This is a genomic window from Empedobacter sp. UBA5528 (genome assembly GCF_002426075.1).
Classification (GTDB): Bacteria; Bacteroidota; Bacteroidia; order Flavobacteriales; family Weeksellaceae; genus Empedobacter; species Empedobacter falsenii_B.
Genome location: NZ_DINY01000040.1, coordinates 1 through 24,585, shown reverse-complemented (window position 1 = coordinate 24,585; position 24,585 = coordinate 1). Strand labels below are relative to the sequence as shown.

22 protein-coding genes, 1 tRNA gene and 1 pseudogene are annotated in these 24,585 nt (G+C 31.1%); 10 read left to right on the top strand and 14 right to left on the bottom strand.

Annotated elements, in window-relative coordinates; translation table 11 throughout:
- Positions 1–110: 110 nt before the first annotated feature.
- The 5 genes from B4L98_RS09005 to B4L98_RS08985 form a co-directional block, all read right to left on the bottom strand.
- Positions 111–998: a Ppx/GppA phosphatase family protein gene (locus B4L98_RS09005; protein WP_291060456.1), complete on the bottom strand. Its 888-nt coding sequence runs from the start codon at positions 996–998 to the stop codon at positions 111–113.
- Positions 988–3,054, bottom strand: coding sequence for a polyphosphate kinase 1 (gene ppk1 / locus B4L98_RS09000; protein WP_221856143.1), 2,067 nt, complete (start codon positions 3,052–3,054; stop codon positions 988–990). The genes B4L98_RS09005 and ppk1 overlap by 11 nt, the downstream gene beginning before the upstream one ends.
- A complete protein-coding gene (locus tag B4L98_RS08995) occupies positions 3,051–3,536 on the bottom strand; it encodes a SixA phosphatase family protein (RefSeq protein ID WP_038336593.1) in 486 nt (161 codons plus the stop codon). Before B4L98_RS08995 ends, ppk1 begins: the two co-directional genes overlap by 4 nt.
- 93 nt (positions 3,537–3,629) lie before the next feature.
- The gene (locus B4L98_RS08990) at positions 3,630–4,061 is read right to left on the bottom strand and encodes an acyl-CoA thioesterase (RefSeq protein ID WP_052217929.1); all 432 of its coding nucleotides are present in this window, start codon (positions 4,059–4,061) and stop codon (positions 3,630–3,632) included.
- Positions 4,062–4,084: 23 nt separating this feature from the next.
- Positions 4,085–4,948 (bottom strand): AI-2E family transporter, encoded by an 864-nt coding sequence (locus B4L98_RS08985; protein WP_291078056.1) that lies wholly within the window; start codon positions 4,946–4,948, stop codon positions 4,085–4,087.
- Positions 4,949–5,231: 283 nt separating this feature from the next.
- Between B4L98_RS08985 and B4L98_RS08980 the strand changes: the two genes are divergently transcribed.
- The 3 genes from B4L98_RS08980 (at position 5,232) to B4L98_RS08970 (ending at position 7,731) form a co-directional block, all read left to right on the top strand.
- On the top strand, positions 5,232–6,251 hold the full coding sequence (locus tag B4L98_RS08980) for an isoaspartyl peptidase/L-asparaginase family protein (RefSeq protein WP_291078054.1): 1,020 nt from the start codon (positions 5,232–5,234) through the stop codon (positions 6,249–6,251).
- 36 nt (positions 6,252–6,287) lie between these two features.
- A complete protein-coding gene (locus B4L98_RS08975; protein ID WP_291062111.1) occupies positions 6,288–7,070 on the top strand; it encodes a hypothetical protein in 783 nt (260 codons plus the stop codon).
- 85 nt (positions 7,071–7,155) lie between these two features.
- Complete coding sequence (locus B4L98_RS08970) at positions 7,156–7,731, top strand: hypothetical protein (protein WP_125348839.1); 576 nt, start codon at positions 7,156–7,158, stop codon at positions 7,729–7,731.
- 75 nt (positions 7,732–7,806) lie between these two features.
- On the opposite strand, the gene B4L98_RS08965 is transcribed toward B4L98_RS08970, so the two are convergent.
- The gene (locus B4L98_RS08965) at positions 7,807–8,688 is read right to left on the bottom strand and encodes a NifU family protein (RefSeq protein WP_125348840.1); all 882 of its coding nucleotides are present in this window, start codon (positions 8,686–8,688) and stop codon (positions 7,807–7,809) included.
- Between the two features lie 59 nt (positions 8,689–8,747).
- Here B4L98_RS08965 and B4L98_RS08960 point away from each other — a divergent pair, with 59 nt between their 5' ends.
- Both B4L98_RS08960 and B4L98_RS08955 read left to right on the top strand, forming a co-directional pair.
- Positions 8,748–9,260 (top strand): gamma carbonic anhydrase family protein, encoded by a 513-nt coding sequence (locus B4L98_RS08960; RefSeq protein WP_286495943.1) that lies wholly within the window; start codon positions 8,748–8,750, stop codon positions 9,258–9,260.
- A gap of 433 nt (positions 9,261–9,693) precedes the next feature.
- Complete coding sequence (locus tag B4L98_RS08955; RefSeq protein WP_291078052.1) at positions 9,694–10,950, top strand: DUF3748 domain-containing protein; 1,257 nt, start codon at positions 9,694–9,696, stop codon at positions 10,948–10,950.
- A gap of 172 nt (positions 10,951–11,122) precedes the next feature.
- On the opposite strand, the gene B4L98_RS08950 is transcribed toward B4L98_RS08955, so the two are convergent.
- Entirely contained in the window at positions 11,123–12,634 is a 1,512-nt protein-coding gene (locus B4L98_RS08950) for a carbon-nitrogen hydrolase family protein (protein ID WP_219034775.1), read from the bottom strand.
- A 104-nt stretch (positions 12,635–12,738) separates the two neighbouring features.
- Between B4L98_RS08950 and B4L98_RS08945 the strand changes: the two genes are divergently transcribed.
- Entirely contained in the window at positions 12,739–13,776 is a 1,038-nt protein-coding gene (locus tag B4L98_RS08945) for a hypothetical protein (protein ID WP_180904915.1), read from the top strand.
- A gap of 51 nt (positions 13,777–13,827) precedes the next feature.
- Here the strand turns inward: B4L98_RS08945 and B4L98_RS08940 are convergent, their stop codons facing one another.
- The 3 genes from B4L98_RS08940 to B4L98_RS08930 form a co-directional block, all read right to left on the bottom strand.
- Positions 13,828–14,082, bottom strand: a complete 255-nt coding sequence (locus tag B4L98_RS08940) for a hypothetical protein (protein WP_180904914.1) — start codon at positions 14,080–14,082, stop codon at positions 13,828–13,830.
- 26 nt (positions 14,083–14,108) lie between these two features.
- Positions 14,109–14,657 carry a T9SS type A sorting domain-containing protein gene (locus B4L98_RS08935; protein WP_422653356.1) on the bottom strand — a complete coding sequence of 183 codons (549 nt, stop codon included), beginning with the start codon at positions 14,655–14,657 and terminating at the stop codon, positions 14,109–14,111.
- A gap of 2,634 nt (positions 14,658–17,291) precedes the next feature.
- Entirely contained in the window at positions 17,292–18,731 is a 1,440-nt protein-coding gene (locus B4L98_RS08930) for a glyceraldehyde-3-phosphate dehydrogenase (RefSeq protein ID WP_286495940.1), read from the bottom strand.
- A gap of 339 nt (positions 18,732–19,070) precedes the next feature.
- Between B4L98_RS08930 and B4L98_RS08925 the strand changes: the two genes are divergently transcribed.
- A tRNA-Ser gene (locus tag B4L98_RS08925) sits at positions 19,071–19,155 on the top strand.
- Positions 19,156–19,497: 342 nt separating this feature from the next.
- On the opposite strand, the pseudogene B4L98_RS08920 reads toward B4L98_RS08925, so the two are convergent.
- A pseudogene (locus B4L98_RS08920) lies at positions 19,498–20,079 on the bottom strand (DDE-type integrase/transposase/recombinase); the annotation flags it as partial.
- A 44-nt stretch (positions 20,080–20,123) separates the two neighbouring features.
- A complete protein-coding gene (locus B4L98_RS08915; protein WP_286495961.1) occupies positions 20,124–20,315 on the bottom strand; it encodes a helix-turn-helix domain-containing protein in 192 nt (63 codons plus the stop codon).
- A 662-nt stretch (positions 20,316–20,977) separates the two neighbouring features.
- On the opposite strand from B4L98_RS08915, the gene B4L98_RS08910 reads away from it, so the two are divergent.
- Positions 20,978–22,705, top strand: a complete 1,728-nt coding sequence (locus B4L98_RS08910; RefSeq protein ID WP_291078048.1) for a hypothetical protein — start codon at positions 20,978–20,980, stop codon at positions 22,703–22,705.
- Positions 22,706–22,876: 171 nt separating this feature from the next.
- Here the strand turns inward: B4L98_RS08910 and B4L98_RS08905 are convergent, their stop codons facing one another.
- Positions 22,877–23,080: a YwbE family protein gene (locus tag B4L98_RS08905; protein ID WP_286495937.1), complete on the bottom strand. Its 204-nt coding sequence runs from the start codon at positions 23,078–23,080 to the stop codon at positions 22,877–22,879.
- Between the two features lie 443 nt (positions 23,081–23,523).
- Between B4L98_RS08905 and B4L98_RS08900 the strand changes: the two genes are divergently transcribed.
- On the top strand, positions 23,524–23,823 hold the full coding sequence (locus B4L98_RS08900) for a hypothetical protein (protein WP_286495936.1): 300 nt from the start codon (positions 23,524–23,526) through the stop codon (positions 23,821–23,823).
- Between the two features lie 33 nt (positions 23,824–23,856).
- Positions 23,857–24,309 (top strand): CopD family protein, encoded by a 453-nt coding sequence (locus B4L98_RS08895; protein ID WP_286495935.1) that lies wholly within the window; start codon positions 23,857–23,859, stop codon positions 24,307–24,309.
- Positions 24,310–24,387: 78 nt separating this feature from the next.
- On the opposite strand, the gene B4L98_RS08890 is transcribed toward B4L98_RS08895, so the two are convergent.
- A partial coding sequence (locus tag B4L98_RS08890; RefSeq protein ID WP_291078046.1) for an Lrp/AsnC ligand binding domain-containing protein occupies positions 24,388–24,585 on the bottom strand: 198 nt, incomplete at its 5' end.

Sequence of the window (24,585 nt, the reverse complement as noted above, 5' to 3'; positions counted from 1 at the left end):
ATCCCTCACTCTCCGCTGAAAGCTTGAACATTTGTTCAAGCTTTTTTTTGTTTTATAAAATTTTAATCAAAATAAAAGGCCAGATTAATCTGACCTTATAATAGAAGTATTTATTTTTCTAAATCTTTATATACTTTTCGAATAATTCCGTCCGAAAGTCCAATTTTCGGAACATGAATTTTCTTTGCATGCGACCATTTTAGTACATTACTATAAATTTCTAATGCATAAACCACTACATCAGCACGGTCGGGTTTCATATTGAAATTCTGCATACGTTCTTCCGCAGTCATCGTTTGTAAAATTTGATAATGTTTTTTGACATAAACACTACTCAAAGGCATTCCTAGTTTTACGCCTGAATATTTGTACACATGGTTGATATTTCCACCAGAACCAATTAATTCGACTTCATCATCACCAATATTTTCGTGAATCCATTGTTTCATTTCGTTAAAAGTATTTGGTGAAACTTTATTTTCCAACAAACGTACAGTTCCTACTTCAAAAGATTTTGACGTAAAAACCTTATTATCTTTTAATAATGTTAATTCGGTACTACCACCACCAACATCTACATACAAATAGATTTTTTCGTCTTGTATAAAATCACCTAATTCTGTATTAAAAAGTAATTCAGCTTCGGTTTTTCCATCTATAATCTCGATGTTAATTCCAGATTTTTTAATCACCTTTTTTACAACATCTTTTCCATTTTTGGCTTCGCGCATGGCAGAAGTTGCATAAGCTTTATAAATTTCAATATCATAAACCTTCATCATCAATGCATAAGACAACATAGCATCACAGATACGATTTATATTTGTTTCGGAAATTTGTCCATCAATAAAAACGTCATGTCCCAAACGAATAGGCATTCTCACAATACTGGTTTTATTAAAAATTGGCGTACGACCTTCTTCTTCGTAAACATAATTAATCAACAATCGCATGGCGTTAGATCCAATATCTATTGCTCCTAATTTTCTAATCTTCATTTTCTTGTTCGTTTAATTTTTTAAAATATTCATAGGTCATAAACTGAGAGCGGTTTGGTTTTTTATTGTTTCGTTTGTATTCTAAAGAAGATTCAGCCGTTATTTGGCGACCTTTTACGTTATCTTCAAAACTCAAATTAAACGTATCCATAACTATTTTTTTGAATTTATGATCGTAAATCGGGCACGCAATTTCTACACGATTATCCAAATTACGTTCCATCATATCTGCAGAGGAAATATAAACTTTGTCATCGCCTGCATTCTTAAACCAATACACACGCGGATGTTCCAAAAATTTATCAATAACGCTGACACATTCAATATTTTCGGAAAGATTTTTAACTCCAGGAATCAAACAATTAATTCCACGCACAACCAAACGGACTTTTACTCCTTTTTGAGAAGCTTTATACAATAAATCAATGATTTGTTTATCGCTTAAACTGTTTAGTTTCATGTTGATTTCCGCAGGTAAACCAGCTTGATGATTTTTGATTTCTCGTTTAATCATCTTGACAATTTTTTTACGCGTTCCATAAGGTGAAACCAATAAATGATTGTACGTTAAGTTCAAATAATTAGCTCCGAAAAATTTAAAAATCTGTTCAACATCCTTTGTTATTCCCGGATTGGTTGTGAAATACGTATAATCTGTATAAATTTTTGCTGTTCCTGCATGAAAATTTCCTGTGCTAATAAACACATATTTCTGCGCCAACATTCCTTCTGGTTTACGTTCGATATAACCAATTTTCGAATGTACTTTCAACCCCGGAACCCCAAAAATAACATTCACACCAGCTTCTTGCAATTTTTTCGACCACATCGCATTATTCGATTCATCAAATCGCGCACGAAGTTCCAAAACAGCTGTTACTTCTTTTCCATTCATCGCTGCGTTTATCAACGAATGCATCACTTGCGAATCCTTTGCAACACGATAAATTGTAATTTTTATTTTGGTTACTTTAGGATCAATTGCAGCTTCTCGAAGAAATTTTAACAACAAAGAATAATCGTGATAAGGCGCCATCATCATTTCCTCATTTTCCGTAAAAGCCTGAAAATAACTGTTATATTCAAAAGGTTTTTTCTGAATAATTGGTTTTATTTTTTCGTACGTTAAATTTGGAATGTCAAAGCTTGGAAAGCTCATCAAATCTCGTTTGTTGTGATATTTTCCTCCCGGATTGATACTATCATATTCATCTAATCGTAATTTTTTCAAGAAAAATTTCAACGTATCTGGTGCAATTTCAGCATCATAAACTAATCGGACAGGAACACCTTTTTTACGATTTTCTAAACTATTGATGACTTTTTCTAATAAACTATGTTCTAAATCGTTATCAAAATCAAGTTCGCTATCTCGTGTAATTTTGATGGAATGTGCTTCAATTGTTTCGAAATCAAACATTTTGAAAATATCTTTCAAATGAAAACGAATAATGTCTTCCAAATACATGACATACGTATTTTGATCATACTTTGGAAGCACAATAAAACGCGAAAATAAATGCGTTGGAACAATCAAAAGTGCATATTGAACTTTGTCTTTTAATTGCATTTTCACCGCTAAATAGAACGATCCATCGCGTAAAGGCGGTGCTTTTTTAATATCATCTAAAATAAAAACTCCAACCGTATGAATAAATTCGTTGTAAAAATATTCGGAAATAAATTCTAAATAATTCTCAGGAATCGATGTATCATCTATCACAAAAATATTGTGATTCTCTAATTCTTTGAATAATTGATTATGCAAATCATCGTACTGGACTCGCTGCTGACGCACAATTTCATTGATTTCATCGATCAATTCTTCGTCCGTTTGATCTGGTACAATATTTTGATAAACAATTTCTACATCTTTGAACTGTATCGAGCGCAAAATTGTAGAATATCGAACCGAATAAAATTCATCTAAATTGTTCGAATAAATTCCTAAAAAACGAATTCGTTCTAACAACGGAACTGTTTCGTCAGAAGCCTCTTGCAACACGCGCGCATTGAAAGAAAGCCAACTGATTTCGCGGTTTATATATTTTTTCATTTAATTTCTTTAGGTAAAATTATTTTTATAGTTTTTCCTTTTTGAATCGATTTCCAATTATCAGAATCAAACTGTATCCAGACAAATCCAGAAGTCGAAAGATTGTAAATCATTTCATTTCCTAACTGATTGGTAATATCTGTAAACGCAGGATTATGTCCAAAAATAAGAACATTTTGCAATTCATTATCCAAATTTCTAATCCATTTGTCTAATAAATAATGCGAAAAAGTATACAAATCATCTTCGATATGAATGGTTTGATTAGGAAATAAAATAGGTTTGACAAGTAGAGAAGTTTCTTTTGCTCGAACTGCTTTGCTCGAAAATATTTGATCAAATTTCAATTCAAAATTTTGATGAATATAATTTGCTACTTTCTTCGTTTTGAATTCACCAATCTCTGTGATAGAACGAAATTGATCTGAAACATTTTCGTTCCATTTACTTTTTGCATGACGCATTAAAAACAAATTTTTCATAACGCAACGAGTTTAAAAAGAAAAAGTAGTTAAATCTAATCATTATCTAATGAAAAGACTTAACTACTGTTGTATTTTTTTTAGGATTATTTTCTAAAGATTACCTTCGTAATTCTTAAAATCATTTTTTACCCAATCTGGCAATTCCATCGATTTTTTCTCTTCCATATCGTACATTACTTGTGTACTTTTTCCGATACAATGAATAACATCTTCACCATTTTCGCTTTTACTTGTGACAATATATTCAAAATCGAAACTCTTATTTCCTAATTTTGTAACTCGTACACCAATACGAGGTTCTATCGCATTTGGACGTAATTCTTTTTGGTAACTCGCTTCCATATGTGCAATGACAAACATGTGTCGCGTCCATTGCCATTTTTTGCTCGAAGCCATCATATAATAGGCTCTACCGATCTGGAAATACTCGAAATAAAATACATTATTTACATGACCAATTGGATCAAAATCGCTCCAACGTGGTTCTAAAGGTTTAAAGAATTTAAAGTTTTCTATACTCATTTTTAATTGGTTTTTAATAATAATTAATCTTCAGGATTTGGATCAATAAATTCGTATTTGTACAATTTGACTAACCAAAAGAATACTGAAAATAAGATAGGTCCAAATATAATTCCGATAAATCCGAATAGATTTAAACCAACGATTACTCCAAAAATAGTAATTAATGGATGAACATCTGCCATTTTTTTTTGTAAAACTAAACGGATTAAATTATCTGAAAGCCCAACAATTACAAAGCAATAAATTAATAATCCAACCGCTGATCCAGTTTCACCTTTTGCAAGTAAAAATAGTCCAAGAGGTACATAAATAAGTGCGGCACCAACGACAGGCAACATTGCAGCAAAAATGGTTAAAATAAACCAAGTAAACGCATCATCTACACCAAATATAAGATATCCAATGTAGGCAATTATTGCTTGTAGAAAGGCTGTTAATGGCATTCCGACAGCATTTGAAATAACTAAATCTTTCAAATCTTTGTTCATTTTGACTAAATTACTTGTTTTAAGCGGAATTGTTCTGTAAAACCAATTTTCAAGTTTTTGATGGTTCATCAACATAAAATACAAAATAAGGAAAGCAACACCCAACTGAACTGTCATATCCATTGAAGCATTCAGTGTTTTTTCTAATAATTTACCTCCAACTTGTGTTATTTTTTCAATGTTTGTTGCACTAAACACATCGATATGAAATTTGGTTTGCAACATTTGAATAATTTTATTGACATCTGTTTTAATTTGAGCTGTGTCATTTAATAGCACCATTACTTTATTCGTTAACATTTGAATTAATAAATAAAGAGGTCCAATAATCAAAATCGCGCTACTAATCATTAAGATAATTACACTTGCTAATTTGTTCCATTTTTTTACTTTCACTAGCCATTGCAAAGGATTTAAAAGCAAAACATACAAACACANNACCGAGAAGTCCAGGGAAAAATGCTAAAAGATTTTTGGTAATTAATCCAAAAACTAAAAGTATTATTGCAATAAATGCTAACTGTAACAAGACATTGTTAGAAAGATAGTGTTTATTAGAGTTCATAGGTAATTTATTTGTTTAATAACAGTTGTTGATATTTCGTTATCAAATTCAATGCTAAAAATAGTTAATTTCTATAAACTTTTCTATTTTTAGACGTTGAATAAAATTTTACACATGAAAAAAATAGTCGGTTTAATTTTATCAGTTTTGACAATCTCTACATATGCACAAACGAAACAAGACAAAGTTGTTTTGGTAATTCATGGTGGTGCTGGTACAATTCTGAAAAAAAATATGACACCCGAAAAGGAAAAAGCGTACCGAGATGCTTTAGCTGAATCTTTGACAAAAGGTTATGAAGTCATCAAACAAGGTGGCGAAAGTGAAAATGCAGTGATAGAAGCCATAAAAGTAATGGAAAATTCACCTTTGTTTAATGCAGGAAAAGGAGCGGTTTTTACGCATGAAGGTAAAAATGAATTAGACGCTTCGTTGATGATTGGAAATACAATGCAAGCTGGTGCTGTGGCTGGAGTTACAACGATTAAAAATCCAATTTTAGCAGCAAAAGCTGTTTTACAAAATTCTGCTCATGTGATGATGGTTGGAAAAGGAGCAGAAGAATTTGCTCAAACTAGAGGTTTAGAAATTGTTGATCCAAGTTATTTTAAAACTGAGGAACGCTGGAATTCTCTTCAAAAAGTTTTGGAAAAAGACAAAGAAAAAATGGAATTAGACCACGATGCTAAAACACAAGCGTATGTTCCATTCAATTTTGTTGATGAAAAATTTGGTACAGTTGGCGCAGTTGCTTTGGACAATAAAGGTCATATCTCGGCAGGAACTTCGACTGGCGGAATGACAAATAAACGTTTTGGTCGTGTTGGTGATTCGCCAATTATCGGAGCTGGAACCTATGCAAATAGCGAAGTTGGTGTTTCGAGTACAGGTTGGGGCGAATATTTTATTAAAGCTGTTGCGGCATATGATGTTGCGGCTTTGATGAATTACAAAAAACTTTCTTCGAAAAAAGCTGGTGAAGAAGTTATTAAGAAAATTGGTGATTTAGGAGGCGATGGCGGAATGATTATTTTAGATAAAAATGGTCAAGCAAGTTTTCCTTTTAACACTGCCGGAATGTATCGCGGAAGTATTACACAATCAGGTAAGATAACTATCGAAATTTATCAATAAATTTGGAACACATTTTAAAATAAAGATATACAATACATGATAAAACAAATTTTACTTACAGCCACTGTTGTTCTTGCAAATTTTGCAACAGCGCAAGTAACCTCTATGATTAATGATAAAAATGTAGATGCTTCGACAAAAGTATATGGAATGGCTCCTTTAAGCGATGAAACAAAGGCTTATGAGAAGTTTAATTTTATGTTAGAAAATGCTGCGGCTATACAATTAGGAAAACCAATTTTGGAGTATGGATATCAATCGTCTACTTTTCAAGCGCAAGAAAATGGAGTGATGATTTATATGGTAAAAGATAAGAAAATTGTCGATCAATGGTTGGTGAATCCTGCGTTTTACAATGTTTTCCATGACGGAATTCCGTATTCTTATGATGCCGATAAATTAGCTGTTCTTGCTGATAAATATCCGTTGATTTATAAAGAAGAAAAACGTCAATATAAAACTGAAAAAGAATACCAAAAACAGCGTCCAGCCTTGTTTGCGGATCCTTATAATTTAATTATTACAGAACCAGATTTTACATACGAAGGATATTTTGATGTACAATTTCCACAAAACGAACAATTCAAAAATTCTGAAGCTGCTATAGCTTATTTAAAACCAATTGTAGAGAAATTGACAAAAAAGAAATTTGATATTAATTATACAATTTCAGAAAAAAATATTTTAGATCGTACACAATTCACGGTAACTGTTGCGGGAGAAGAAAATATCTACAAAAAAATAAAATTAGATAATCTGCAAAAAGGAGATTGGCAATCATTAAGTTATGAAGCTTCGATATTCCGAAAAGCAAATTAATAGAAAGAAAAGGTTTTTGAACTAATCAAGAACCTTTTTTTTTATCCATAAAGATTCGTAATTTGACTTTTTAACTCAAAGAAATATGAATTCTAACTTCTATAAAATATTACAACACTCAAAAGAAAATCAATCAATTATTGCCGTTTACAATGATCCCGAAGGAGACAATTTTTGGGCTGGATATATTTTAGATTTTAATGACGAATTTTTTACAATGCAACACATTTCGAAATATGGTAAAAAAGATGGAATTTTAATCGAACCTTATTTTAAAATTAGTCGAATAGATGTTGATGATTACTGCAAATGTCTTAATTATTTGAAAGAACATCACACCGATTTGGATCAAGAAAATCCAATTACATTTAATGCAACAGCAGAAGAAAATTGGGTTCGTCAAATTTTAGGCGAAATAAATGATCAAACCGAATATGTATCACGTATTCAATTAAACAATAATAGTCGTTTTGCAGGTTTTATTCGAAATTTAACTGAAGATGATTTTGAGTTGAAATGTATTGGTTCGGAAGGAACGGACGAAGGCTCTTTGTATTTTCAGATTGATGATGTTTCGTCGATTCGTGTCAATGATTTAGAAGCTCGCAGAAGATTATTTTTTTATAATTATCGCCGTTCTATCGACTTTTTTGATGAATAATCGAGAGATATTAAATAAAAAAATCCAACTCAAAACGAGTTGGATTTTTTTTGATACTATGCTATGTGTTTAATCTTATCCGTTTACAGCTTCAACGTTGTCTACAACATCAGGCATCATTTGTTTTAAAATACCTTCGATACCATTTTTAAGCGTTGCTGTAGAAGACGGACAACCAGAACAAGCACCTTGTAATAACATTTTTGCTGTTCTCGTTTCTTCATCAAATTCAATTAATTCGATATTTCCACCATCATTTGCAACTGCTGGTTGAACATATTCGTCTAAAATAGCTTTGATTTGTTGTTCAACAGAAGAAAACTCTTCAGCAGGTTTTACCACAACATGCTCAGGAGCTTCTGTTGTGAATTCATAAAATTCATCAAAAACAGGACCTCCAGCTTGTAAATAATTCGTAATAAACGAACGAACATCCATTGCCCAAAGTGACCAATCTTCTGTTTCGTTTTTCGTTAAAGAAACATAATTATCAACAATAAAAACTTCTTCAACAAAAGGATATTCTTTGTAAATCGCAACAGCTAATGGAACTCCAGCAGCTTTTTCTCTCGATTTTATCTCGATGATTTCTGGCGCTAACATAGAATTTGAAACGAATTTCATCGCAGCAGGATTAGGCGTCATTTCTGCATAAATAGAAATAGGAGCCTTTTTCATTGGTGCTAAAATTGCATTTTCTTCTAAATGTTCATTGATAATTTCTTTCAAATCTTCTGTAACATCAGCCCAATCAACAGCATCTATTTTTTCTATCGCAACAAAATTCGCTGTGATAAATATTTTTTGAATAAATGGTATAGTCAATAAAACTTGCGCTAAAGGAGATTCGGTAGCTGTAGATTCTTTATCGAATTCCACGCCACCTTGTGTTAAAGTCTCGTCACAAACGAACTTCATCACGTTATTATTTGGTGTAATTTCTTCGTATACTCTCATAGTTCTACAAAAATACGCTATAAAAATGTATCTTTATCATTAGAATTATAGATTTTGTTATGGCAATAATTAAAGAATTAAATGGGCATACACCAAAGTTCGGTGAAAACTGCTTTTTAGCGGATAATGCTGTGGTTGTAGGAGAGGTAGAAATGGGAGATGATTGCTCAATTTGGTTTTCAGCAGTTGTGCGTGGAGATGTACATTATATTAAAATGGGGAATAAAGTAAATATTCAGGATAACGCAACAATACATGCGACGTATCAAAAATCGCCAACAACAATTGGAAATAACGTTTCGATAGGGCATAATGCTATTGTACATGGTTGTACAATACATGATAATGTTTTGGTTGGAATGGGCGCAATTGTGATGGATGATTGCATTGTTGAATCTAATTCTTTGATTGCTGCTGGTGCAATTTTAACCAAAGGAACGCATGTAAAAGAAGGAGAATTATGGGCTGGAATTCCAGCGAAAAAAATTAAAGATGTTCCAAAAGAATTGAAAGAAGGAGAAATAGAAAGAATCGCCAATAATTATTTGATGTATAGTAGTTGGTATAAATAAAAGAAAGCTCAGTCTGTAACTGAGCTTTTATTTTCTACTTCCAGAAATTCCAAACTTTACCATCAAAAAAGGCAATTGTTTTGGATAAGGAGAAATAATATCATTGACAACATGTCTATACGAGTAAAACTATTTAATTGTTGTTATTATTTCCAGATTGTGGAACATATTGCGAATCAATTCTGGTTGTAGATTTTCCAAAATCTTCATTAAATATTACCTTTGTTGTTTAAGGTTTAACAAAACTTATACTAAGGAAAATAAAACATTGAAAAAATTATATTTTTAATTATAATTAATCTAGACAAAAAAAAATAAAATACAGTTTTGTAACAAATTTTTATAAAGAATGTTTCTAGTAATCAAATAATTACGTTTTTAGTTGCTTGTTAAATGTTTATTAAGTAAATAAAATATTATTAAACAATACGATATGGTAAAGCAGTTAACTTATGATGATTTTGGACATACGCTTCATCATAATCAAATTCAATCGGTTGATGGCAATTATCTTGTTTTTGATACACGTAATGATGATACAAAAATAGGAGAGACTTCTTCTATCTGTTTACTTCACACGAAAACTTACGAATCCGAAATTATTTATACAACAAATAATCAAACAGAGTTTGGTCCTGGTGTAGGTGCAGCCTCTTTTTCGCAAGTTGAGAATAAAGTTATTTTTATTCATGGTATTCGAAATGCGAATCAAGCAAATCCGTATTCGGCAACAAGAAGGACAGGTGTCACAATTGATTTAGAATTTCCAAATCAGCCTATTTTTATGGATGCTCGAAATATAAATTTTCCCTTTACAAATGGTGCTTTGCGTGGAGGAACACATTCGCATTCGTGGCAAAAAGAGAAGAATTGGATTAGTTTTACTTACAACGATTATGTCTTGGAACAAGAATCCAAACACAATTCTAACATAAAAGATCAGCGAGTGGTTGGAATGATGTTTCCAAAAAAAGTTGAGGTTGATTTTGATAAAACATTAGAGAATAATTTTGGTGAAATGTTCTCGATTATCGTTTCGAAAATAGTGACAAATCCTAAAAATGGAAGTGATGAAGTCGAAAAAGCTTTTGATGAATGTTGGATTAACTCAACAAACAATATCGCATTTCAGGGACATGTGCGTGATGAAAAAGGGAATTTGAAAACGGAAATTTTTATTGCTGAAATTCCAAATGAAATAAGGTTTGATGAAAACGATAATTTAAAAGGAACTTTAACTACTTTGCCAGATGTGCCAAGTTGTATTTCGCAGAAACGAATCACTTTTACTCAACATGGAATTAGTAATTTTAGACATTGGTTACGTTCTTCTCCTGGCGGGAAAATTATCTATTTTTTGATGGAAGATGAATTTGATAAAACGCAATTATTTGGTGTAAATTTAGTTTCGAATGAAATTATTCAATATTCTTTTTTAGAAAATTCGATTACCTCTCCATTCAATCTTTCATCAAACGGAAAATATGCTATTTATTTTGTTAACGATAAAATATATCTAAATGATTTAACCGAAAAAAAATCTAAACAAATCTATCAAGTTCAAAAAATCAATAATGAATTAACGGGAATTCCGCATTTTTCTAACGATGGAAAAAAAATCTATTTTAATCAATTTGTTTCAAATAATTTCAATGAAAAGTTTATTCAAATCTTCGAATTAGAGTTATAAAACAAAATTGAAATATGTTAAAGTTCAAAGTTTTCTAAAAAATATTTGTCCCTTATAAAAAATATTTCTAATTTTAGTACAGATACTTAACCGAACCTAAGGTCTATGCTCTTATTCGAGTCTAACCAATGGGAATAAGAACTAAAAAAAACCTCCAATTTGGAGGTTTTTTTTATGTTTTTATTAGTCTTACTTCATACAAATCCTTGCGTCTGTCTTTCATCGTTTTTACAGTTCCATACTCATGCAACTCTTTTAGAAGATAAAGATCAACATCAGAAATCAGTACCATTTCTGTATTCGGAGTTGCTTCTGCTTTAACTCCATTGTTTGGAAAAGAGAAATCTGAAGGTGTGAAAACTGCCGATTGTGAATATTGAATATCCATATTATTCACACGCGGTAAATTTCCCACAGAGCCTGCAATAGCCACATAACACTCATTTTCTATTGCACGAGCTTGCGCACAACTACGTACTCGCGTATAACCATTTTGCGTATCAGTCATAAATGGAACAAATAAAATTTCCATTCCTTGATCGGCTAAAATACGGCTCAATTCAGGAAATTCGACATCATAACAAATTAGTAAACCTACTTTTCCGCAGTCGGTATCAAAAACTTTTATTTCATCGCCACCATTCAATGCGTAATATTTGAACTCATTTGGTGTAATGTGTATTTTACTATACGAATCTAATTTCCCCGAACGATGACATAAAAATGACGTATTATATAGTTTTCCTTCCTTTAGATGAGGCATAGATCCTGAAATAATATTGACATTATATGTAATTGCAAATTCTTGAATTTTCTTCACAATATCGTCCGTCATCGTTGCTAATTGATGCATCGCTTCAATCTCTTTCAAATGATTATATGGACTCATCAACGGCGAATTGAAAAATTCTGGAAACATAATAAAATCAGAGCCATAATCGCTTACCGCACTTACGAAAAACTCAATTTGATCATAAAAATCTTGTAAACCATTAAATAAACGCATTTGCCATTGCACCAAACCAAGACGAATAGTACGTTTTGTCGGTGAATTAGATTTCAATTCAGGTTCGTAATAGATATTATTCCATTCTAATAAAGTGGCGTATTCTAAGGATTCTTTATCATCTTTCAGATAATTTTTCAAGATTTTTTTAACATTAAAATCATTCGAAATCTGAAAAGCTAAAGTTGAATCATAAATTTCTTTACTTTTTACTTTTTCTATATATTGTCTAGGAGATAATTCTTGCGAATATTTATGATAATTTGGAATACGTCCACCAGCTACAATTGATTTTAGATTCATTTCTTCACAAAGCGCTTTACGTTCGTCATATAAACGTCTTCCCAAGCGCAATTGACGATAATTTGGATGAACAAAAACTTCAATTCCATACATTACATCACCTTCTGGATCATGTTTTAAAAATTTACCATTAGATGTTATCGTATCATAATTCGATTCGATATTCGTTTTTTTCGAATTAACCACAATACTTAATGCCGAAGCAACAACTTTTCCATCCACTTCAACACAAAGTTGACCTTGCGGAAAAATAGCTAATAATTCTTTAATTTCGTCGACAGTCCAAGTTCCAAGCTGATTGTGATAGGCTTCTTTTGTAGATTCAGTCAAATCACTATAATCTTCAAGAGTCAAATTTCTGACCTGAATATTCATTTTATTTAGATTTAGATTATGTTTGAATTTAGCAAATATTAATCCAATAAACAATTTTAAAAAATAAATTTAGACCTATCTTCGTATAGACTAATAAGCATGAAATGAAAGATGTAAAAATAGAGTTTAGAAAGCCTATTTATCCTGTGAGTGACGAATTAAATCATTATTTAGAGAAATATCATCGCAAAACAAAAGCGAGTGTAGAATATGATGATTTGATGCGTTTTTCGGGTTGTGTAGCATTGGAAGATAAGGAAGGAAATGATACGCATTGGTTAGGTGTTTATTATACCGACTCGGAACATCAGGAAATTCAAGATAGTCTAAACAGAATTTACACCTACTTACATTCAGACGGAGATGAGGAGTCTTTGCCTTATCTTGTTGTTGATTCTATTGATTATTGTACGTTCGGAAATTCGAAACCTTTTCGTATTCGGGTTCGTAATATTTTGAATGATAATTATACCAATTTTTACATCAAAAAAGCAGATGCTTCGCGTATTTATGGTTTAGAATTAGAAGATATTTTGTCTCCACATCGAATCAATTTTTTGGTCTACAAAAATACATTGATTGAAGAGCATATTTTAGGAATTCCAGGAGATGTTTTTATCAAAAATTATTTGGATAAATGTAATGATTTAGAGAAAAATCAGATTGCAAAAGAGTTTGTAAAGTTCAATGAACGCTGTTTTATTGGTCTTTTAGGTGATATGCGATCGTATAATTATGTGGTGATTCCAATTCACGATTTTGATCAAGTTATCTATAGAATTCGACCAATAGATTTCGATCAACAATGTTATGAAGGAAATTTAAAAATTTATCGACCACAGTATTTCAAAGAAAATAAAATTATGGTTGATTTGGTGAATAATCGCTTGAAACCAAATTCTGTCGATCAATATAGAAAAGAAGTAAAATCCTTGATTTCGAAAAGAATTTCGAATAGTTCGAAACGTTTTCGTGATTTAATGAAAATCATGAAAAATGATCATATTTCTAAACCAGAAAATGTTGCACAATTACGAACTGGTTTTGCAAAGTTTTATAAAGATCAATCTTACGAAAATTGTGAAAGAATGGGTGAAGTTCTATATAAAGCAATTGCGAATAGTTTGGAACAGATAAAATAAGAAAAGCTTCTCAAAAATAGAGAAGCTTTCTTTTTTTATATAATTTAGAAATTAGTTTTTTAATAACTGCTTTCTGAAACGTAAAGCAACCAATCCTGCCCCTATTACCAATAATGGTAAATAATCATCGATTGGTGCTGGATCAGCATCTTCAACATCTGTTCCACCACCACCGGTTCCTGGTCTAGCAGAACTTTCATTTTGATTAGTTGATTCAAAGAACGAAATCTTATTTTCTTGAGCAGATAGACCTATTGAACAATGCAAAACTCCTGCAACTAAGATAATTTGTTTTATATTTTTCATATTGTACTATTTTATTAGATGTTAAATTATTTGTTTACAACTTTTTGAGTCTTAACTTTTCCGTCTTCAGTCAGAACTTTTATAACTAAAATTCCTTTTGCAGAAGATTCAACTTGGTAAACACTTGCACGAATGTTATTTTTCACAAATATTTTTCTTCCTTGAATATCATACAACTCTACCGAAGAAATTTTATTTTGTTTTGCATCCACTACAATTGTATTGTTTTTAGTATAAACAATAACATTTTCTTTTGACAATTCATCTGTACCTAATGTTTTATTTGTATACACAAGTTCAAAACGAGTATCAAATATTCCTGCTTTAGAAGTGAATGAATAAGCTGATTCTGATAAGTTATGTACTTGATTTAACTCTTTATCTCTTAAATAAACAATCTGTCCTTTTTCAAACAACCCATCAGCTTTCTCTATATTGATTGTGTAATTTCCTTGCTCTAAAGTTTCAAAACCTAATTTTACGACATCATCAGTTTTAAAAGGTAAGCTGCGTCCTTGGATTGCATATGCTTCATTATTAATCAATGAGTAGATTGCTGAAGATCCTCTTTGCATCACTTTTGCATCAATTTGATTATCCGCATCGTTTGTAGCTCCATCCATATAAGCTAATAAAATTTGGCTAATTGTTTTACTTTCTTTTGATAAACTTAANNCCAAATTCTGTTTTTCTCTGCAATTGAATTTTTATAGAAAAATGCATCTTGCGAAGTTCTCATTGTATTGTTAAAATTAACTGTAGGTGTAGCTTGAGAAAGTCCTACGATAAATCCTTGTCCAACAGAAATGTTTGACAAATCAGGAATAACACCACCTACAACGTTGAATGCGGCATAATTATTTGCATATTCTGAAGAACCAACAGGGAATTGATGTGTCCAGAAATATAATGAATTAACATTCTCATTTGCTAATAAGAATTTTTCCACATTAATGTTAGAAGCATAAGGGTTACCAACTAAATTGTATCCATTTGCTGTAAATTGAACAGGAACTGTTATATCTCCATTGAACGGAACACCTAAAAATGCACCATTATGAATTGTATTTTGCCCTGTTGGTAAAGTGTTTTTAACACGGATAGAAACCCCTTTACCTGGTTCAAATAATTTTGAGTCTGTATCTGAAGTTAAAATCTGAGTAAATTCATCTGTTGTTTCATTATATGTCCAAAAACGATTGTATAATGTTTCCGGAGAGAATGAACGTATAGTTTGTTGCGATGCTTCCTGCTGAACCGGAGAAGACCAGAACGTCATATCATTACGAACCATCGATTTACTATCGCGGTTAACTGTAATTGCTCCTGAGTTAGCAACGTTTTGATTTTGGATTAAATTACCACCATTTTCTACAACTAATCCTGTAAGACCAGCTTGATTGTCGATCTTCCCATCAACGATTAAACGAGCACCTGACTTTACGACAACTGAACCTCCAGCATCTGAAACTGTAAACGTTTTAGCTTCTAATTGCGTATCAACTGTTACTTTACCTTTGATGATTACATCTTTTGTAAGATCCGGCGTTCCATTAGACCATGCAGTTCCGTCCCAAGTTGTAGAGTTTTCAGCTGTTGAACATTGAATTTTAACATTGTCAATAAATGCTCTTTTTGCCGATGTTTCTAATTTTAAAGTAGAACCAGCAGCTACGTTTTCAAAACTTACAGTTTGTGTTTCGAAATTATCTGCCATTTTCGCTGTATAAACAACATTTTTAGTTTCTGAACCTAATGTAACATTGACACTTCCTTCAATTGCTGTCCAACCTTTTACATCAAAAGAAACTATTACATTACCAGCTATTTGATCTAACACTTTTGATGTTATCCCCCCTTTGTTATTACTTGAACCTAACCTAATAGCATTTCCTGCTTGATAAACAGTAACTACAGTAGGAAAATTAGAATTCCCATTCCAAGCCTTATTAGATCCTGCAGTACTTGTATTATTACCATTTAAACCATCAAATGTTTCCTCAAAACAATAAGTAGCATTAGGATCTGTTACTGAAACATCAAAAGTTGTACTAAATTCGTTATAATTATTATTACTAACGGCAGTTGCATTAATAGTTGTAGAACCAATACCATCAAATGATAAGCTATTTCCGTTTATAGAAACAATAGAATTATCAGCAGAAGTATACACAATATTTAACCCTTGATCTGTTTGTGATGGTAAACCAGAAAAAGTGGTTCCTTGGTTTTGAACTAAAGCTTCAAAGTTATAATCTACTGTTTGGTTTGCTTTTGCAATTTCAAAAGTTATAGTAGCCGGATCAGAAGTTCCATATTGATTTGTGGCTGCTACCTGTGCTGTAAATGTTCCTGCTTGTTCAGGTGTACCTGAGAAAACGCCATTATCAAATGTAATTCCTAAAGGTAAAATACCTGTTTGAGTCCAAAAGGTAGGATTATTAGTTGCTGTCACAGCTCCATCAGGCAATAATACACCATAAGTTCCTGTAATTGTTCGTGGAGACACAACTGGTTTTTCCGTTGCTATTCCAGCGGCAGTCCAAGAAATATTATCTAAAGTAAGTTGTGGTCCTGCATTTCTAAATGTAATAACAGCTGCCTCTGACTTATTTATTTCTACTTCAAATGAATGAATAGTAGCATCCGTTTGTGCTTTTCCAAATGTTGGTGAAGTGTAAACAACTACATTATCTACTAATACTTCAATCTTTCTATTATTTGAACCTCCAGTAAAAGCTTTTCTGACATCAAAAGATAATTTTCCGATTCCATTAGAAATTGTAGTTTCTAATGTATTTCCTGAAGCTTGAAATAGGATTCCTTTATTTGTGATTGGATATGTACTTTCATTTCTTGCATTTGTATAATTCCATACAATTCCTCCTGTTTCTCCAGTAAATGATCCTGTTGCATAAGAACTACTTAATGCTGTTTGGGACTCAAAAGTTTCTGTTCCCTGTCCAAAAGCAAATCCTGATAACAATAATGTTAATAAGGATGATTTAAAAAAGTAAAGTTTTTTCATACGATAAATTGTTTTAAGTTTTTTTTAAAAAAAGTTAATTTTCTAAACTAATATTAATATAACATTAACAAAAATAATACATAAAATTTACTTAAGTATTTTTAAATGAATATCCTACAAAAAAAATCCGCTAACAAATAAATGTTAACGGATTAATTTTAAATAAAGGGAAAAAATACTATTAATAGTATGTATATCTTCTAACACCTGCAATGTGTTTTGCTAAACGCATTACTTGGTGACTGTATCCATATTCGTTATCATACCAAACATACATCACAACATTTTTACCATCGGCAGAAACAATTGTCGCATTACTATCGAAAATCGACGGAGCAGAAGTTCCAACAATATCCGAAGAAACCAATTCATTGTTCAACGAAAATTTAATTTGCTCAACTAATTCTCCGTTCAATGCAGCATCTTTCATCAAATTGTTTACCGCTTCTACAGAAGTATCTTTACTAACTTCTAAATTCAAGACAACCAAAGATCCATTTGGAACAGGAACACGAATTGCATTCGAAGTTAATTTACCTGCTAAACTTGGTAAAGCTTTTGCTACAGCACTACCAGCACCAGTTTCAGTAATTACCATATTCAAAGCAGCAGCACGTCCACGACGATATTTTTTGTGCATATTATCAACCAAATTTTGGTCGTTTGTATAAGCATGAATTGTTTCTAAATGCCCTTTTACAACACCTAAATTATCTTCAACAACTTTCAAAATAGGTGTAATTGCATTTGTTGTACAAGAAGCAGCTGAGAATATATTTACATTTTCTGGGCTATATTCTTCATGATTAACACCGTAAACAATATTCGGAACACCTTTTCCTGGCGCTGTTAATAAAACTTTATCAGCACCAACAGATTTTAAATGACGAGATAACGCTTCTTCATCTTTAAAAACACCTGTGTTATCAATAATTAAAGCATTATTAATTCCGTAAGTAGTATAATCAATTTCTTCTGGCTGAGCTGCAGAAATCATATAAACAGAAACTCCGTTGATGATTAAAGCATTATTTTCGTGATCAGCTACAACGTTTCCGTCAAAATCACCATGAACAGAATCATGACGTAACAAAGAAGCTCTTTTTTCTAACAAAACAGGATCGTTTTTATCACGTGTTACAACAGCGCGTAATCTTAATTGTTGACCTTTTCCCATTTGAGAAGCCAACTCACGAGCTAATAAACGTCCGATACGACCAAAACCGTATAAAACAACGTCTTTTGGTTCAACACTTTTTACATTTTTGCTTGCACCTAATTTCTCTTCAACGAAAGCTTCTGCCGAAGCGTAATTCCCAGAAATATATTCTTTAGCTAATTTTCCAACATCAAGTCTAGAAGCTGGTAATTTAGCTTCAGAAATAGCTTTAGCAATCGCTAATGTATCGTCGATAGCAATCTTTTTTTCTACAAATTCCTCAGCATACTGATGTAGATTTACGATGTCACTAACGTTTTTATCAACTAATTGATTACGGAAAATTACCAATTCAACAGATTGATCATACCATAAATCTGAAACAATTTTAATGAATTCTACAACCTTTTTGCTCATTTCATTGAAAGATGCAAGTTGTTGATCATAAGAAGAGTGGTTCATTTAATAAATGTTTATTTGTGTTTATTTACTTAATTCTTGGCAAAAGTAATCAATTATAACGATTTCGTACATTTTTTTTACAAAAACTAATTATTGTCATAAAAACACAACTATTCCTACGAAAATACTAAAATATAGAAAAAAAATAAATTTTTAATAGGAAATTTTAAATTTTATGAATACTAATAAGTAGCTATTAACCATTATTTTATTGTTTAATTTAAATTGAATTGAATTTTACGAAAACGTTTTCGTAAAATAATTGTTAAAAATTTTTATTTGCAAATTCGAAAAAGCGTTCTATATTTGCACTCGCAATACGGCAATAAACGCTGTGTTGGAGAGTTGGCAGAGTGGTCGAATGCGGCAGTCTTGAAAACTGTTGAGGGTCACACCTCCGGGGGTTCGAATCCCTCACTCTCCGCTGAAAGGGATTCTATTACTTAGAATCTCTTTTTTTGTATAAATAAAAAAGTTTTCTTCCTTTATTTTCAAATGGTTACTCGAAAATAAATCCATCATTGTAGGTATTTGATAAATCCCATTTTCATAGTGTAAACTGCTGTCGAACACTATGTTTACAAATTCTTTTTTCTGTAAAGTATTAGCTTTAGAATAAACAAATGACCCGGTCCTAAAATAACTATACATGTTTTTAAATAAATCCTGTTATAGTTACACACCAATTGATCTTAATCCTAAATTTACTATACAAAGGAGTTTTGATTATTAAAACTTCTATTATAGTTTTCCATCTTTTCTTTAATTTTTCTGACTGCAAATGCGCAGCATTTGGAGTTAAATAATCACAACTTGTATGTGGTCTTAATTCATTATAAGTTTTAATACTATTAGTAATTTTAATTTTTGTCTGATCAAAACCTAATGTGCTTTCATATAAATTAAATTCCATTTTAATTATTCCATTAACCCTTTCTGCCATTGTATTTTCATAGGGATCACCTTTTTCTGTCATACTTATAGCTATGTTATTTGAGAGTAATAAATCTACATATTTATGTGAGCAATACTGCGATCCTCTATCAGAATGATGAATTATAGATTCATTATAAAGCCTGTTATTTACTGCCATGTTAAGCGCTTCAATACAACCATCAGCTGATAAATCTTCACGGAAGCAATACCCCATTATTTTTCTTGAATAAGCATCTGTTATTAAACTCAGGTAACCCCATTGAGTGCCTAGTCGAACTTGTATACCGTAGTGTTTTTGGGCTTGTTTATACGTAAAGCCGCCTTTTTCTACTTGGCGTACAACAGCTAACTTAAAGCCTAAGGTGTAATCGCGTTGTGTACGCTTTTCTCTTTCTAAGTATGATTCTTTCATGATAAGTTGATTTGGTGTCAACTTATTTTAGGATAAGACATTCTTTAACAAAAAAGGCTCTTATCCAAGAATTTTATATTAAAGAAATGTTTTGGGAAAAAGTACTTTTTACCGAGCTTAAAACAAGGAATCGTCTTGTTTCTCCTCATGCGATACAACGTTTTTTCACTAACGTTAAGTAGCCTTTGCACATCTGCACTGTCGTAGAATTCGTGAACTTTGTTATATGTTTTAATTTATTTAATTTCAGTAATATACGAGTTAATTAAATAAAATAAATGATAAGAGGAAGTAGGGATAGGGTGATTCTATATTTCTTCTTTTCATTTTTTTGTTCATCCAAAAAAAACGAAACAAAAAAAGATGCCGACAGTAGTCTCTCAATGATTCAACTAACTAAATTATTTTCATAAAGTTGTCAACTCGTTCCACTCAGACACTCCAACTTTTTTTATTCCAATAATTTAGAATTGAATTTCATTTCGATACTAAATCGTCGGATTTTTAATTCCTTTTTCAATATTCAAATTCACTTATAATAACGAATTTTAAAGCTGTCATTGCTGAAGAGTCGAGTGTCAATTCTACGTAGTGAGCGTTAAAAATGATTTACTGTTCACATTTTATATGTGAATAATTTAAAGCATTTAGCGAGTAGTCGTTATTGACCGACTTGTAGGCACGGACTTGATTTTTTTTGGTTCGTTTTTTTTATCAAGAAAAAAAATGAACATATAATTTATTAATCAACTTGTAACAAGTTTACCTAAGCTCCACAAGAGCTTCTCCTTATAATTTCAAATGTTTTTTACTGTATGTAGAAGATTATTTTAGAAAAATAATTCATTTTCATGTTGAATCTTTTGTATTCTCTCTATTTTAGTAAGAAATTAATGATATGAATTTTAAAATACTGTTTTTATTTCTTACTTCTACACTACTTTTTGGTCAAAATAATTTTATAACTCCTTACGAAAAAGGAAATAAAAATCAAACTACAACCTATGATGAAATGAATGTGTTTTATCAAAATTTAGCGGAAAATTTTGAGACAATACAGTATGTAAAAAAAGGAGAAGACGATAATGGAAAGTCAATTTATGTAGTTGTTTATAATCCATTTAAAGAAAAAGATATAAAAGAATTACGTAAAACAAAAGCAGTGCTTTTCGTAAACAATGGAATTCATCCTGGAGAACCGGACGGAATTGATGCGACGATGATGTTGATGCGAGATTTGGCAATGAAAAAAATTAAACCGCTTAAGAATTTTATTATTGCTGCGATTTCGGCCTATAATGTAAGTGGTATGTTGAATAGAGGGGCTTTTTCGCGCGTAAATCAGAATGGACCTGAACAATATGGTTTTCGTGGAAATGCCAGAAATTATGATTTGAACAGAGATTTTATTAAAAATGATTCAAAAAATGCAAAAAGCTTTCAGACGATTTTTCATTGGTTGAAACCTGATGTTTTTATTGATAATCATGTAAGTAATGGGGCAGATTATCAGTACACATTTACCTATATTTCGTCTTTTAAAGCGCGTGTAGGAAATGTTTTGGGCGATTATTTTTATACGACATATCAAGCAAATAATCTAGCCGAAATGCAAAAAAATGGTTACGAAAGTACGCAATATGTGAACATACATGGCGATGTTCCTGATATTGGTTTTGCAGCTTTCGAAGATTCTCCACGCTATTCTACAGGTTATACAACATTGTTTAATGCACTAAGCACAATGCCCGAAACACATATGTTAAAGCCTTATGAAAACCGTGTAGACGCAACGTATAAATATATGTTGGTAAATCTAGAAAATTTAGATAAAGAATATTTGACAATCAGAAATTTACGAAAAGAAAATCTAAAACAATATCAGGTCGGAAATCAATATGGAATTCGTTGGAAAATAGATTCTACTCAATTTACAACAATGAATTTTAAAGGATTTGAAGCAGGATACAAGCCAAGTGCGGTTTCGGGAAAAGATAGATTGTACTATGATCGATCGAAACCATTTACAAAAAAAATTAAATTATTCAATTCTGCAAAACCAATTAGTTACATTACAATTCCGAAATATTATGTTCTTCCACAAGCTGAATATCGCGTTGTAGAAGCTTTGCAACGAAATGATATTCAAATGAAACGAATAGAAAATGATACATTAATTAACGTCGAATCGTATAAAATATCAGATTTTAAAACCAATAAAAATGCATATGAAGGACATTATAATCATTACGAAACGGTGGTTACAAAATCGATGAAATCGCTTAAATTTTTTGAAGGAGATTATATTGTGCCAACACAACAAGATGGAGTGAAATATATTCTTGAAACCTTAGAACCAGAGGCATTGGATTCGTTCTTTAACTGGAATTTTTTCGATGGAATATTAGGTCAGAAAGAATATTATTCGGCTTATATTTTTGAGGATACAGCTGCTGAATTATTGAAAAATAATGTGGTTTTGAAAACCGCATTTGAAGCAGAAAAAGCATTAAAACCAGAGTTTGCTAATGATGGCGAAGCACAGTTGGATTGGGTTTATAAAAATTCGCCTTATTTTGAGAAGAATACTTACAGACAATATCCGATTTATAGGATTCTTAATTAAAACCAGTTGTGCATTTTGAAATAAAATTATTCAAATAGATGGTTTAAGTTGTTATAACACACAATTTGTTAATTAAAATCTATTTGTTGAAATAGAAAAGGCAAAGGTGAAAAATTGTAAAAAGCTCTTATCTGTATTGATAAGAGCTTTTAATTTATAGTTTGATGCATTCTAAAAATCGTCTTCAATAATTTCTTGCACACGTCCAATTTGTCCATCCGTCAAACGAACTTTTATACCACGATGATGATAAGGCGCAGAAGTCAATAAATCTTTCACGATACCCTCAGTCAATTCGCCAGTTCGTTGATCCTTTTTCAATACAATATTAACCAGCATACCAGGTTTTATATTTGCTCTTGTTTTACCATCCATATTACAAATATCTTAAAATAAATGGAAAAGATATTCATTCTATCGTAAAGGAAATTAAAAAATACATTCATCTGGAAGGTAAAAATGAAATGGGATTGAATATGAAATTTATGAATTTTCTCTTTTATTATTTTATTTACAACCCAGCTGAAAAAATTTGAGATTGAATATAAAGGCAAGAATAACAAGAATACAACTTTCTTTTATTGGAGAGGGGTTGAGGTGAAAATCATAAAACTAGAAATAGGATTTGTTCGAGTGTTGTTCGATAATGTTTCGGAAAAAGTGGGCGAACAAAATAGGGGAGAAGTGAAGTGATTTTTATTTGAAATGGTAATTGATTTAAAAATTAATTATTACTGAGTATAAATAAGAAAATATAAGATAGATTTGGTCGAGTATTTAATTGATTTGGAATAAATTTAGAAGATAAATAATTCATTATGGAAAATTTACCAAATTTAAATAGTATTCATGATACTGATAAAAGCGTTGGAGCGATAAGTATTTTCAAAGGCGAATCTAGTAATGTAACATCAATTCAATTATTAGAAAAAAGTGTTTTAAAAGAGCACAGTACAAAAATACCTGCTTTGCTTTTATGTGTTACTGGAAAAGTAGTGTATTCAGATGAAAATGAACAAACAATAGAATTAAGCTCTAGTGACTATATAACGATAGAACCAAATGTTATACATAAGTTAGAGGCTTTAGTAAATAGTCAGTTGATTTTAGTAAAATAAGATCATCAATAAAATGAATTAATATTTCTTGATATGCACGAATTACATCTATTATTAATTTTCCATTTAATAGGCGCTACGATATGGGTTGGTGGACATATTATATTAAGTTTGGTTATTTTACCACAAGTATGGAAAGAAAAATCGATAGAGAAATTGTTCTCTTTTGAAAGTAAATACGAACGAATAGGACTTCCAGCTTTATTAGTTATGGTTATTACAGGAGTAAGAATGTCTTATATCTACACGATCAAGATTAGTAATTGGTTTCAATTCGAAAACCCCATTGAAAGAGTTGTCTCATTAAAACTGATAGGCTTAGCAACAATTGTATTATTGGCTTTGAGTGCTCAATTTTATGTGCTTCCTCGTTTAAAAACAGATGATACAAAACTTCCTCTCATGACATTTCATATTATAGCGGTGACAACGATTAGTATAATCATGTTAATACTAGGTAGCTTCGTACGATATGGTGGTATTTAGATAAATATTAGTAGTTTAGCCTATCTATTTATTAAATTTCTTGTTATAGTTTAGTAGAGAACAATAGTAACAAAGTAGCTATGAATCATTCTTAGGTAATGGTATTTGTAATCCAGTTTTAACTGTATGCATGTTGACAAAAGTTTTAAAACGTCGTATATTCGAGTTACTAAAAAATAATTTTCGAGTCAAGGATTCGTATTCTCGCATAGTATTAACCACCATAATCAATGCAAAATCTACTTCACCTGTTACATAATAACATTGCTGAATTTG